Genomic DNA, 12,686 nt, shown 5'->3' on the forward strand with positions numbered 1-12,686 from the left:
GTCGCAGGGGGCTTTGGCGTACCAAGGCGCGCAAATCGGCAAAGCCTCTACGAACACCGCATCGCATGCATCATCCTTGCCGACTATTGTTTTACCTTCAACCTGAACCGCTGGATCTTACCGGTCTGGGTCTTGGGAAGCGCGTCGGTGAACTTGATCGATCGCGGATATTTATAAGGGGCGATGGTGGCTTTGACATGGTCCTGCAGGAGCTTTCGTTCCAGTTCGCCAGGCTCGATCCCATCGCTCAGGACGACATGTGCCTCGACGATCTGCCCCCGATCCACGTCCGGTATGCCGATGACCGCGCATTCCCTGACATCGGGGTGACAAAGCAACGCCGCCTCAACTTCGGGACCCGCGATGTTGTAGCCAGCGGAGACTATCATGTCGTCCGATCGGGCGGCGAAATGGAAATAGCCGTCTTCGTCCTGGATGAATGAATCTCCGGTCAGGTTCCAGCCGTCGCGCACATAGTCCTTCTGCCGGGGATCATTCAGGTACCGGCATCCCGTCGGGCCACGGACGGCAAGCCGGCCGACCTCGCCACGCGGCAACTCGTTCATATCGGCATCGACGATCCGGGCCTCGTAGCCGGCAACCGGATGCCCGGTCCTGCCCGGCGCGAGATCGTCCAGCCGGTTGGAAATGAAGATATGCAGCATCTCGGTTGCGCCGATGCCGTCCACAATCGGCTTACCGGTCCGTTGCACCCAGGCCTCGAACACCGGCGCGGGAAGGGTTTCACCGGCAGAGACCGCGATCCGCAGCGACGAAAGATTGGCCCCTTCATCGAGCGCGGCGATCATCGCCCTGTAGGCCGTCGGAGCCGTGAATACGATGGTCGCGCCATATTTCTCGATGATCTCGATCATGTTGGCCGGAGAGGCGTGCTCCAGCAGCGTCGCCGTGGCGCCGAAGCGGAGCGGGAAAATGGCAAGTCCGCCAAGGCCGAAGGTGAAGGCGATCGGCGGCGAGCCGACGAAAATGTCCTCGGTCGTGACCTGCAGCACGTCGCGCGCATAACCGTCGGCGATGATCAGCAGGTCCCGATGAAAATGCATCGTCGCCTTCGGCGAGCCGGTGGTGCCCGAGGTGAACCCAAGCAGGGCCACGTCGTCGCGGCCGGTCTCCACCGCATCGAAGACGACCGGCTTGTCGAGCGCCGCGCGGTCGAGTTCTGCGTCGTGATTGGCCGTGCCATCGAAGCCGACGACCTGCTTGAGGAAGCGGCTGTCCTTGGCGCAAGCCACCATCTCGTCCATCAGCCGCGTATCGCATAACGCAAGCGTGATCTCGGCCTTGTCCACGATCTGTGACAGTTCGCCTGATCGCAGCATCGGCATGGTGTTGACCACGACCGCGCCTGCCTTGGTGGCGGCCAGCCAGCACGCCACCATTGCCGGGTTGTTGGCTGAGCGGATCAGTACGCGGTTGCCCGGCCGCAGGCCGTAGTTCTCTACGAGCGCGTGCGCCAGGCGGTTGGTCCAGTCGGACAGTTCCTTGTAGGTCCTGCGGCGACCGTTGCCGATCAGCGCGACATGATCACCGAAGCCGCGCTCGACCTGCCGATCGGTAAGCTCGACCGCGGCATTCAGATGCTCCGGATAGTCGAACCCATCGAGCGGAAGGTCCGGCCATTGATCGCCGGGCGGAAGATTGTCACGCGCGAACGTATCGACATGTGCAGACCGACCAAGCATTCGCAAACCTCCACCCGTCGTGAAATGTGCAATGGAAACGACCAGCCGACGGTGGCACAGGAGTCCAGTTGTTTAAAGCTTAAAATGTTTGGCGCTGATATCACTTCCGTTTGCTGGCGGAAGCGCGACCACGCACGCTTCCGCATAGGCAATATCAGGCCTGATTTTCACCCATGCGGGCGAAGCGGGCCGGATCTGCCCTCTCCAGTCGCAGCGACAGCCCATATCCGACCACGGCGGCGGCCGGGATCAATGCCGGCAGGATGAGCCCGAGCGCGCCGCCGGTGGTGCCGGTGAGGTCGCCAAAATGCAGGAAGATGTAGACGAACAGGGCCGCCATGATCAGCCCCGACAAGGCAGGCAGGACCACAGTCGACAGCGCCGGCGCGCCAGCCTGCTTGTTGCGGAAGAAGACGATCACCGAAAGCGAGGTGACGGTCATCATGCCGAGCACGCCGAGCGTGCCGACCTGGCTGATCCAGGTGAACATGTTGAGCACCGGATCGAGCCCGAGGCCGGCAAAGATCGCCAGCACGATCAGGGCGCCGATCGTCTGCACGACCGAACCGATGTGGGGGCTCTGGTGATCTGCATGGGTGCGCCCGAAGGCGGCGGGCAACAGGCCTTCGCGTCCTGCCACGTAGCTGTATCGGGCGATGTAGTTGTGGAAGGCCGACAACGCGGCAAAGAGGCTCGATACGAGCAAGATGCCGGCAATCGTCGGTATCGGCCCGCCGACATAGCGCCCGGCCAGATCGAAGAAGAGCGCTGAAGGATCGCCATAGCCCTGGATGGTCGGGACCAGTTTGTCGGCACCTATGCCAACGATCATCAGCCAGGTGGTGAACACGAAGAATATGCCGATCATCAGCACCGAAAGATAAGTGGCGCGCGGAATGGTGCTTTCCGGGTCTCGGGCTTCCTCGGCATAGATCGTGGTTGCCTCGAAGCCGATGAAGGAGCCCAGGCAAAAAAGGATCGCAGCGGTCAGCGAACCCGAAAACATCGCATTCGGGTCGAAGATATTCAGCGCCAACCCATTGGCGCCGCCCTTGCCGAGAATTGCAAAGTCGACAATCAGGACAATCAGATATTCGAGCGCGACGGCAACGACCAGGACCTTTGCCGACAGATCAACCTGACGGTAGCCCAAAATGGCGACCAGGACGACGGCGATCAGGCTCCATCCCCACCAGGGCAGGACCAGCCCGAGCTCGCTGAAGACACCGGAGGCGATGCCGCCCAGCAGACCAATCAGTCCGAACTGCATGGCGTTGTAAGCGACCAGCGCGACGACCGCCACGGCGCCGGCGGAGCGCCCGCCGAGACCGCGCGCGGCATAGGCGTAGAAGGCGCCGGCATTGGTGACATGCCGCGACATGGCCACGTAGCCGGCCGAAAAGGCGAGCATCACCAGCGTCACGAAAATGAAGGTCGCTGGAATGCCGGCGCCGTTGCCAAGCATGAACGCCAGCGGCATCGCGCCGGCTACGCCTGTCAGGGGAGCCGCCGCCGAGATCACCATGAAGGTCACGGCGATCAGGCCCAGCGAATTCCTGCGAAGTTGATTGCTTCCTGCGGTACTCATTTCTGTCGTTCTCCCTCTCTGTTCCCCATGGCCGATTGACCGGTCCATTGTTTGTTGGTGTCTGTGTCCTGTCCGCTCGGCCGTTTCGTCCGGCCGTCATCACTCTCCGTTGGCGGCATGCCCGAAGGACCCCCGGCATTTGGCCAGAAACTGCCCGACCCATTCGCTGCGGCCGTTGCCGCGTGGCGTGATCGCCACGACCGCCCCTTCCGGGAAGTCCTCGTCCAGCGGTATGGCGAGGATCTCCTTGCCGTCGGGCGCGGTCCTGGCCTGCGGCGCTTGAGGGACGATCGAATACCCAAGACCCTGCGCGACCAGGCCGCGCACCATGGCGAAGGAAGGCGACTGGAAGCGGATGTGCGGCTGCAGCCCGCCGCGCTTGAACAGGCTGTCCGTGGCCGAGCGCACCGAGGGATAATCCAGCAGGATCATGGGCAGATCAGCCAAATCGCTGAGCCGCAGACTGGATCTGCCGGCCAGCGCGTGGGTGGCGTTCAACAGCACATGCGGAGCCGGAGGGCAGACCAGTTCGGCATCGAGGTCAGGTTCGTTCACCGCCCCGAAAGTGATCGCTGCCTCAATCCTGCCGGCGCGCATCTGCTCGATGAGATCGTCATGGTCGGCTTCCAGAAGGCGGATGTCGACATCCGGCTGCTGGCTGGCGAAGCCGGCGACGAGGCCCGGCACGAATTGCGGTCCAAGCGTGATGAAGAAGCCGATGCTGAGATGGTTCTCCGGGTGTGGCGGCCGATGGTCATCCGGCGCGATCGGGATGGCGCGCCGATAGCCGCGATTGCCATAGACCAGCGGCGAGCGCTGCGCCGAAAGGTCGATGGTCCCGGCCTCGCCGATAAAGAGGAAATGGGTTCCCCACATCAGCGCCGTCTTGAGTTCGCAGTCGAGGGAAACGACGGCGCCATCGATGATCGGCGCGCCAGTCACGCCGGGATGCCAGGCGATCGCGTCGAACCGGTCCTGGTTCAAATGCTTGAGGCGGCCGGAGAAGAGATCCGAGACGAAACTCTGGTTGCCGCTGAGCACATTGGCGCAGAACCGCCTGTTCTTCTTGATCGCCTCGCATGCCGGGCTGAGGTGATGGACGCTGATCAGCAATGAAGGCCGGCTGGTATCGGCGGACACTGACGTCATCGATGAAACGGTCACACCGAAACGACCTGCCTCGCCGTCCGTGGTCACCACGGTGACGGCGGCGGCCACGCGGCTCATGCCTTCGATGAAACGGGCGCGCAGATCGGTATCCATGGTCATTCACCCCAGGTCGAAGAAGCGTTCCAGTTCGACGTCCGGAACCTTGCGGCGGAACTCGTTGTGCTGGCTTTCGCGGGTGGCCGTGAACGCCTCGACAAAGCGTGCGCCCAGCCAGTCCTTGGCGAAGGCGGAGCCGCGCAGCCGGTCGATCGCCTCCGGCATCGAGCGGGCGAAGTCGCGGGCGGGTTGCTGCGCATAACCCGAGCCGATGGTTTCGGGATTAGGCTCGATCTCACCGATGACGCCAGCAACCCCGGCCGCGATGGTTGCGGCGGCGGAGAGGTAGGGATTGGAGTCTGCACCGGGCAGGCGATTTTCCACCCGCAGGGACCCCGCGTCGTGACCGACGAGGCGAAAGCAGGTGGTGCGGTTTTCGAAACCCCATGTCAGGCCGGGTGGCGCGAAGGTGCCGGGGGCGAAACGCCGGTAGCTGTTCACCGTCGGCTGGAAGACCAGCGTCGTGTCGCCGACATAGGCCTGCAGGCCGCCGAGGAAGTGGCGGAAAGTGCGGCTGACGCCGTTCTTCTCCTTCGCGTCCCAGAACAGCGATCTGCCTGTCTTGTCCTTCAGGCTGATGTGCAGGTGGATCGACTGGCTATCCGCCTTTTCGTTCCAGCGCGGCATGAAGGTGACCGACCGGCCCTGCCGCAGCGCCAGCGCGCGGATGAAGTTCTTCAGGAGAACCAGCTGGTCGGCCGGCTCCAGGCCTTCGCCGGCGCCGATGCAAGCCTCCATGAAACCAGCGCCGATCTCCTCGTGCATCTTGGCGAGGTCGATCCTCAGCGGCTCGCACATGGCGGCCACGGCCTCGTACCACTCGGTCTGGACGACCTGGTAAAGGATCAGGTCGTGGCTTGCATGCGCCGTCGCGGTTTTCAGATTGCGGTAGCCCTTGGCCTTCGCGCTCTCCGGCGTCTCGTCGAACAGCGTGTATTCCAGCTCCATTCCGTATTTCGGCACCAGCCCCGCTTCGCCGGCACGGGCAAGAACGGATTTCAGGATCGCGCGGGGGCATATCTGCGCTGAAGCGCCGGTGTAGTTCGACAGCACCAGCAGGTCATGCCCGGCCTTCGACCACGGCAGGCGGCGGGCGGAACCGGGATCGAGCTGCAACGGGTCATCGTGGAAATCACCCTTATCGTCATTGACGCCAGGAATGATGAGCATCGCATCGGTCGGGTCCAGCGCCAGTTGCGCGGGGGCCATGCCCATGCCGTTCTTGGCAATGCCCTTGAGGCTGTTGGCCGAGACCATCTGCCCGCGCAGCAGCCCGTTGGTATCGGTCATCGCGACCGTGGCAAAGCGGCTGGCCTGGTCGGCCAGGTAATCGTCAAGCGTCATGTTGCACCTGATTGAGGGAATGGGCGCCGATAAGTCGTGCGAGTTCGGCGAGATCGGTCTCGGGTTGTGTCGAATAGGCCTTGAGGAATACCTTGAGGCCGTTGTGCAGATAACGAGCGATCTCGGCGCGCGAGGGCGAGTGGTCCGGCATGTAGAGGGCCTGCGTGCGCGGCGCCGACAGGATCAGGCCCCATAGATCCTGCGCGGCGAGTTCGGCGTCGTCGAAGGCCAGCCGGCCGGCGCGTCGCTGGCCTTCCAGATAATCCATGATGCCGCGCAGCAGGCGGTCCGGCCCCACCTCCTGATAGGCGCGGCCGATCTCCGGAAAGCGTTGCACCTCGCCGATGATGAGCCTTGCCAGCGACAGGAGGTCCGGACGCAGCACGGTGTCGGCGTAGTCCCATGAGAATTCCAGCAGGTCCGCCACCATGCCGCGATCGGAAGGATGTTCGAAGACCGCCAGCATCTGGTCGCGCTCGCCAAGCATCATGGCCGAGAACAGCGCCTCCTTGGACTGGAAGTACTGGTAAAGCGTTGGCTTCGACAAGTTCGCCTCAAGAGCGACGGCATCCATGTTGGCGCCGGAATAGCCCATTTCGGAAAAGACCTTCAGCGCGGCTTCCAGGATGCGCCGCTCGCGCTCGATCTTGTTTTGCTGTCGGCGGGACAAGGCGGTCATCGCGGTAGTTTCCTCAGGAAATCCAGCAAGATGCGGTTGTAGGCCGCGGGCTGCTCGACATTGCAGACATGGCCGGCATCCGCGATGGTCTCGTAGCGGATGTCTGGCCGGAAGGCCTGGTCGAGTATTCGTCCGGCAACGCCGCGGATCTCCGATGGCGACGCCAGCCGGTCGTGCTCGCCCGTCATCATCAACACCGGCATGGTCAGGCGCGAGAAATCGAAACGCTCGGAGGGATTGGTGAAGCAGACGAGCGCGTCGCGATAGGTGGCGGACGGGATCGCCGCCATCGACCGGAAGAGCTGTTCCTTCACCGCGTCGGAGGCGTTCGGCCCCGCCAGCACTTCCACCACCGCGGGAGCGAAATCGGCCGGCGTCTGGCCGGCATCCAGCGGCACCTTGCGGCTGACACGGAAGGTCTCACGCTTCTCGAGGCTTGCCTCCGACATGCCGGTGCAGCCACCCGAAAGGACCAGCCCCGCCAGCATCTCCGGGTGGCGCATGGCGAAGGAGGTGGCGATCCACGAGCCCAGGGAGAGGCCGACCAGCACCAGCCGATCGGCGCCAAGTTCTTCCTTCACGCGCAGGATGTCGTCGCAGTAGTCCCCTACGGTCGACTGCATTCGCCCGAGCGCGCTGTCGCCGTAGCCGCGCAAGTCGAGTGCCGCCGCGCGCATAACGCCGCCTGCGGCCGCGAGTTGCGGCAGCCAGTTGCCGCGCGAGCCGCCGATGCCGTGCAGGAACAGGCAGAGCGGCCCGTCGCTATCCGTCGTCGTTAGCGCGAGGCGAGGCTCGCCATCGATGACTATGTCCCGCGTGGCGGCAGAGGCGGGCAGGGGCCTTGGCTGCTCCGCCGCGTCGGTAGCGAGCGTTGTCTCCGACAGGGCGGCGATGCCCGCTTCGAAGATCGCCTTCGTGCCCTCGCAAATCGCCTGCAGACGCGGCGACGCGGCTTCGACCCGCGCGCTCCAGCGCAGCGTGCTGCCGCCATGATCGCCGGCGCCAATGGCAATGCGGCCGTCATAGGATTGCGCACCGGCAATGCCTTCGAGATGTGTGTAGGCAAGCGTGTGGTCGCTGTCGCTCAGCCAGGTGAGTTGCTCGCGATAGACGGTACCCTCCCCATGGGCGGTAAAGGCGCGAACCAGCGTGCCGCGTGCGTCGTGCTCGGCGTGGATGGTGGCGATGGCCGGGTGCCATTGTCCGCAGAAATCCGAAACGACGGACCACACCGCCTCCGGCGAGGCGGCTGAGACGCCGACGACCTCGACCGTTTCGCGCGCCATTGGCGTCTACCGGGCCGACCGCGCGGCGCCGTGCTCGCCGCGCCACAGCGACATACGGGCGCCGCCTTCATCGCCAGGGGCGGAGTCGATCTCGTCCATCTCGTAGAGCGCCAGCACCGAGAGGTAGTCCTCCATGATCTCGGATGTGAAGGGCAGCATCAGCGCGCCGCAACGGCTGTCTCGGTACATCCGCTCCAGCGGCAGCGATTTCAGCATCGACTGGCCGCCGCAGGTGCGGATGGCCATCGACGTCATCTCGGCCGCGCCTTCCATGACGTTGTATTGCGCGGCGTACATGCGCAGCACCTCGCCCTTGGTCGGAAAGCCTTTCGACTCGCCGAAAGCCTGCCACCACAGCGCGCGCATGTTCGCCAGCCGGGCGTACATCTTGCCCACTGCGATACGCTTGGTCGCATACATGCGCCGATCTATCGGTGGCTGGCCGGGCACCTTGCCCTTGAGATAGTCGACCATGAAGTCGAAGGCGCCCTGCGCGATACCCATATAGGTGGGCGAAAGGGTCACCATCATGTGAGGCCAGTTGGGCAGTGTCTTGCCGAAGATGCCCCGCGGCATCAAGAGGTCCAATTCGGTGACGAAGACGTCCTTCAGGATGAGGTCGCGGCTGTTGGTGCCGCGCATGCCGAGCGGATCCCAGTCGCCCTTGACGCTGAGGCCCGGCGCATCCTTGTGGACGACGAACAGCATGGTGTCCTCGTGGCGCGGCTCCCGACCCTCGAACACCTCGGTGCAAACGATGGTGTAGTAGTCGCAATAGCCGGCCAGCGAGGCGAATTTCTTGAAGCCGTTGATCTTCCAGCCGCCGTCGACCTTGCGGCACTGCGTCTGGTTCGGCTTCGAGGTCCAGTTCTGGCCACCCTCGGAGATCGGCTGCGAATAGATCGCCTTTTCGGCGATGGCGCGGCGGAACTGGCGCTCGCGCAGCGGCGCGAATGCCGCCTTCTCCTGGGGCGTCAGGTTCGGCATATCGAACATGAAGCGCGACCAAGCCATGGACGAGTTGTGCATGTTGAAGGTCAGTGCGGTGGCGCCGCAGTATTTGCCGATCTCGGCGCCGACCATGGCATACTCGAACATCGAGAAGCCCCAGCCACCGAATTCCTCCGGGATGCAGAGCCCGAGAAAGCCTTCAGCCGCCAAATCCTTGTAGTTCTCGACCGGGAAGGAGGCGTCATCGTCGATCCCCTTGGCGCGCGACGCGAATTTATCGCGGCCAAGCTCGTTGACCAGCCGCAGCTTGGCTTGCACCTGCGGGCGGATGCGGGAGAGGTCGTAGTAATCGGCAATGTCGCTCATGGTCTTCTCCGAGGGGCGTCAGGACGCCAGTTCGCCTTGCAGGAGGCCGTCCTTGACGACGACGTTCCCGTCCAGAGTTATCGTGCAGTTGCGCATCGGCAGGTCGAAATGACCGAGCGTATAGCGGCCGGCATACTGGTTGGCGCCTGTAGACCACAGGAACGATCCCGCCAGCGCGCGGAACTCCACCGCCTGCATGTCACGCTTGTCGTACATGGCGGCCGAGACCCAGCGGGCGCGCGGATGCATACCCCAGCCGACATGGCTCATGCCGTAGGCGTTGCGGTCGTTCCAGGCTTCCATGTATTCGCGAAAATGGATGGCATCGACGCCGTCGCCGTTGATGGCGGTGACGAAGTCGTCCTCGATGGTGAAGTCGATGCGGCTGGTGAGCGTCGTCTTGAACGTAAGGTTCATGTCGCCCACGTCCATGACGATCCGGCCGTTGACGCAGTTCTTTCCGGGAAAGGCGAGGCAAAGCCCGCCCGGCCAGTGCGCCACCGCGCCGGGCGTGGTGCCGAAGCCCGGCGTACCGCCGCAGGGTGCGTTGCGCAGATCGATGACGAGATCGGTACCGGCCGGCGAGGTGACGCGCATCTCGCCCGCCTCGCGCAGCATCTGCACGCCGAGCGCCACCTTCGGGCCGAGTTCGGCCGTCGGCTCGGTGCGCTCGAGAATTTCAGGATGTTCGTTCGTGACGACCAGGAGGCGGGTTCGTCCTGCCGCCTCGATCTCGGGCCATTCCGGGGCATGGATCAGCCCCTCGACCGTGCAGTCGACGATCACCTCGCAGAGCTTCAGCGCCTCGATCACGGCGCGGTTGCCCTGGATCGCCCAGGACGTGCCGGTGGACTTCACCGGCACCGGCGCCGTTTGGCGCGGCGTCGGCATCTGGATCATGCAGAATTCGGCACCGAGATCGTGCAGGGCGAGTTCCGACAGGTGGACCAGCACCGGACGCGACTGCGTCTCAGACAGGATCGCCACCCTTGTCCCTTTGCCGATAGCATTTAGCACGAAGACGCGGCGGAAGCAGTCCAGCCACCGTCCTTCGATGCGCTCTTGCAGCATCGTTAAACTCCCATTGACGATCCGGCTTGTTTCGGATTTCTTTACTTGTCAGTTAAGTTTTCACGTTCGCATAAGCCTGTCAATGAAATTTTCGAAGATTCTTCTTTTTTCGAGAATAATGACGTGTCACAGGAATCCGGGCTAACCAACGCGGTCAGGCGGTGGGACGGGCATCGCGGAAATCCGGACTGCATTGCCGACTGGTAACCGGGGTCTATCTTAGATCCAGGGGCCTAGACTGAACCTGCGCTCTCAATACCTGCCGGAGAGCAGTTCCCCGGCGCCGGGTGACGCGGCGAGCAGTCCAAGCCGTGACATCATCTGATAGCTGGTACAGACAGAGGCACTGACAACGGGAAGGCCCAGCGCCTTCTGGAGTTCGTCGATCACCGGTAAGGAAGGCATCTGCACGCAGGCGGACGCAACAAACGCGTCGATCCCGGTTGTGTCGACCCTCTTGTAGATATCGAGCAGGTTGTTCGGATCGTGCCTGCCGACTTCGAGGTTGTCGGGAATTTCGAGGGCGACGAAGTCCTTCACCGCTATTCCCTCATGCTCAATGTAGTCGACCACCAGCTGGGTAAGCGGCTTCATGTAAGGGCATATCACCGAGATCTTCTTCGCCCCGAGCACCTTGAGGCCGTCGACGAGCGCACCTGCACTCGTGACAACTGGAGCAGGAGCGCCGTTCTCCGCTGTGCGCATATGCAGCCGCGCTTCCGAGGTGCGGTGATAACCCTTGCCCATGCTCATGATCGCGACCAGACAGGCATAGCCGAGGACGTCGACGCGCGCGTCGGAAAGCTCGATCGCGCAGCGGTCGCTGTCACGATCCATGGCCTCGAGCTCTTCCTTGACCACCTTCTTCATCCGCATCCGGCTGGAATGGAAAGTGAAACGTTCAGGCAGGAATATTTCCCTCGTGCGGAAAATCGCCGGGATTTCCGTCTCCATTGTGGTGTTGGAGGAAGGCACGATCTGCCCGATGCGAAAAGTGCTTGCCATGCTGGATCCGCTCCGTCTGACTGCTGTAACTGGTAGGCTTCGGCTTATGCCGAATGGGCACCTGGCTGTGCCGTTTCGATCAAGCCGGCGTCGTCGCTGTCGAAGGTCTGCACCCTTTCGGTCAGGGAAATCGGTTCCAGCCTGCGGCGGCTTACCCGCAGGTCGAAAACGTCGAACCGGTTGTAGTGGCCGACTATGTCATGCATCTGCTTCGGCTGGATGCAGCGTCCGAGATCAATCTCGGCGTAAACGATTCCTTCTTCGTCGATCAGCGGCTCGCCAACCACGCGTCCGTCCGGGCCGATCACCCCAGAGAAGGCGCTGGACTTGCGCTGCAGGCGCGCCCTTGCATCCGGAACGACACCTTCCATTGCGGCTATGATTTCTTCCGAGACGGTCGAACAGGAAACGATCGTAAACACCTTGCCTTCGAACGAGTGGGCCATGGCGCGCAGCTTTATGGCCTCCGCCATGTCGTAGTCGGGCGGCGCAACGGGCAGCGAAATGTAGCTGGCGACGTGAACCAGTTCGCCTTGGGCGAGAAGGGTGAAGCGCGCAAGGGTGTTCGTGTTCTCGCCGCAAGCAAGCGCGCCGAGTGGCCCGATTGCAGTGTCGTGGACTTTCAGGCCGGCTCCATCGCCGGGCGCCCAGGTCAACTTTTCGGCCCAGGTCGGCATCAATTTGCGGTGCTTGCCAAGCAGCGTTCCATCCGGGCCGATGGTCAAAAGGGTGTTGTAGAGAGTTCCAATCGAACTCGTGCTGCGCTCGTTGATGCCGATCACGACGTGGATGCCGGCTTCGCGTGCCGCACTGCGCAGGATTTCGACTTCCGGGCCCGGCTCGGTAATGGCGGCGCGCGCCAGTTTGTCGAACCAGGCTCCGCCGGTCACCGGATCGGTGATCCAGCTCCAGTACGGATAGGCCGGGATGAACACCTCCGGGAAGGCGATGAGATCCGCGCCATTGGCCCTTGCCTCGCGGATCAGGGAGACGGCCTTCTCGATCGTCGCCGGCGTATCGAGAAAGACGGGCGCGGCCTGCACCGCTGCGGCGACGAATTTCGGAAGCTTCAGCATGGCAACCCTCCTGCGCGTGATCGGCCCGCCATGCCGGCCGTTGCCGACTCGGCGGTCGCCATCGGATAGCCAGGAACCGAGGTCATCTGAACGGCCGCCTCGAATGGCGTGTGCATGTGTCTACTCCGGCGTCGCGTCCACCACGGGGTGTCGCAGCGTGCCGATCCCTTCGACCGAGGCCACGACCACGTCGCCTGGCCACATCCATTCCTGTGGATCACGCCCGGCGCCGACACCTTCCGGCGTGCCGCTGGCGATGATGTCGCCGGGCTCCAGCGTGATCGCCGACGAGATGTCGGCGATCAGGTGGTCGACCTTGAACAGCATGTGGCGGGGGTTGGAACGCTGTTT

The 12,686-nt window shown here is 63.4% G+C and carries 11 protein-coding genes; all 11 read right to left on the bottom strand.

Annotated features, from left to right (window positions below; translation table 11 throughout):
* Positions 1-83: 83 nt before the first annotated feature.
* The gene (locus EOA33_RS01250) at positions 84-1,703 is read right to left on the bottom strand and encodes an AMP-binding protein (RefSeq protein WP_126056188.1); all 1,620 of its coding nucleotides are present in this window, start codon (positions 1,701-1,703) and stop codon (positions 84-86) included.
* A gap of 154 nt (positions 1,704-1,857) precedes the next feature.
* Complete coding sequence (locus EOA33_RS01255) at positions 1,858-3,291, bottom strand: APC family permease (RefSeq protein WP_126056187.1); 1,434 nt, start codon at positions 3,289-3,291, stop codon at positions 1,858-1,860.
* A 99-nt stretch (positions 3,292-3,390) separates the two neighbouring features.
* Positions 3,391-4,554, bottom strand: coding sequence for a LysR substrate-binding domain-containing protein (locus EOA33_RS01260; protein ID WP_190234177.1), 1,164 nt, complete (start codon positions 4,552-4,554; stop codon positions 3,391-3,393).
* Between the two features lie 6 nt (positions 4,555-4,560).
* Complete coding sequence (locus EOA33_RS01265; protein WP_126056185.1) at positions 4,561-5,901, bottom strand: glutamine synthetase family protein; 1,341 nt, start codon at positions 5,899-5,901, stop codon at positions 4,561-4,563.
* A complete protein-coding gene (locus EOA33_RS01270) occupies positions 5,891-6,580 on the bottom strand; it encodes a TetR/AcrR family transcriptional regulator (protein ID WP_126056184.1) in 690 nt (229 codons plus the stop codon). Before EOA33_RS01270 ends, EOA33_RS01265 begins: the two co-directional genes overlap by 11 nt.
* Positions 6,577-7,866, bottom strand: coding sequence for an alpha/beta fold hydrolase (locus EOA33_RS01275; RefSeq protein ID WP_127404778.1), 1,290 nt, complete (start codon positions 7,864-7,866; stop codon positions 6,577-6,579). Before EOA33_RS01275 ends, EOA33_RS01270 begins: the two co-directional genes overlap by 4 nt.
* A 6-nt stretch (positions 7,867-7,872) precedes the next feature.
* On the bottom strand, positions 7,873-9,183 hold the full coding sequence (locus EOA33_RS01280) for an acyl-CoA dehydrogenase family protein (RefSeq protein ID WP_127404779.1): 1,311 nt from the start codon (positions 9,181-9,183) through the stop codon (positions 7,873-7,875).
* An 18-nt stretch (positions 9,184-9,201) separates the two neighbouring features.
* Positions 9,202-10,254: a peptidase M29 gene (locus tag EOA33_RS01285; RefSeq protein WP_126056181.1), complete on the bottom strand. Its 1,053-nt coding sequence runs from the start codon at positions 10,252-10,254 to the stop codon at positions 9,202-9,204.
* A gap of 252 nt (positions 10,255-10,506) precedes the next feature.
* On the bottom strand, positions 10,507-11,259 hold the full coding sequence (locus tag EOA33_RS01290; protein ID WP_127404780.1) for an Asp/Glu racemase: 753 nt from the start codon (positions 11,257-11,259) through the stop codon (positions 10,507-10,509).
* 44 nt (positions 11,260-11,303) lie between these two features.
* A complete protein-coding gene (locus EOA33_RS01295; RefSeq protein ID WP_127404781.1) occupies positions 11,304-12,335 on the bottom strand; it encodes a carbon-nitrogen hydrolase family protein in 1,032 nt (343 codons plus the stop codon).
* A 120-nt stretch (positions 12,336-12,455) separates the two neighbouring features.
* A partial coding sequence (locus EOA33_RS01300) for a fumarylacetoacetate hydrolase family protein (RefSeq protein WP_145989054.1) occupies positions 12,456-12,686 on the bottom strand: 231 nt, incomplete at its 5' end.

It is taken from the genome of Mesorhizobium sp. M4A.F.Ca.ET.050.02.1.1 (assembly GCF_003997725.1).
Lineage (GTDB): Bacteria > Pseudomonadota > Alphaproteobacteria > Rhizobiales > Rhizobiaceae > Mesorhizobium.

Excerpts from the sequence above, each read along its gene's own strand:
- EOA33_RS01260 (WP_190234177.1), bottom strand. The coding sequence starts at position 4,554 with ATGGATACCGATCTGCGCGCCCGTTTCATCGAAGGCATGAGCCGCGTG.
- EOA33_RS01250 (WP_126056188.1), bottom strand. The coding sequence starts at position 1,703 with ATGCTTGGTCGGTCTGCACATGTCGATACGTTCGCGCGTGACAATCTT.
- EOA33_RS01275 (WP_127404778.1), bottom strand. The coding sequence starts at position 7,866 with ATGGCGCGCGAAACGGTCGAGGTCGTCGGCGTCTCAGCCGCCTCGCCG.
- EOA33_RS01255 (WP_126056187.1), bottom strand. The coding sequence starts at position 3,291 with ATGAGTACCGCAGGAAGCAATCAACTTCGCAGGAATTCGCTGGGCCTG.
- EOA33_RS01270 (WP_126056184.1), bottom strand. The coding sequence starts at position 6,580 with ATGACCGCCTTGTCCCGCCGACAGCAAAACAAGATCGAGCGCGAGCGG.
- EOA33_RS01290 (WP_127404780.1), bottom strand. The coding sequence starts at position 11,259 with ATGGCAAGCACTTTTCGCATCGGGCAGATCGTGCCTTCCTCCAACACC.
- EOA33_RS01285 (WP_126056181.1), bottom strand. The coding sequence starts at position 10,254 with ATGCTGCAAGAGCGCATCGAAGGACGGTGGCTGGACTGCTTCCGCCGC.
- EOA33_RS01265 (WP_126056185.1), bottom strand. The coding sequence starts at position 5,901 with ATGACGCTTGACGATTACCTGGCCGACCAGGCCAGCCGCTTTGCCACG.
- EOA33_RS01295 (WP_127404781.1), bottom strand. The coding sequence starts at position 12,335 with ATGCTGAAGCTTCCGAAATTCGTCGCCGCAGCGGTGCAGGCCGCGCCC.
- EOA33_RS01280 (WP_127404779.1), bottom strand. The coding sequence starts at position 9,183 with ATGAGCGACATTGCCGATTACTACGACCTCTCCCGCATCCGCCCGCAG.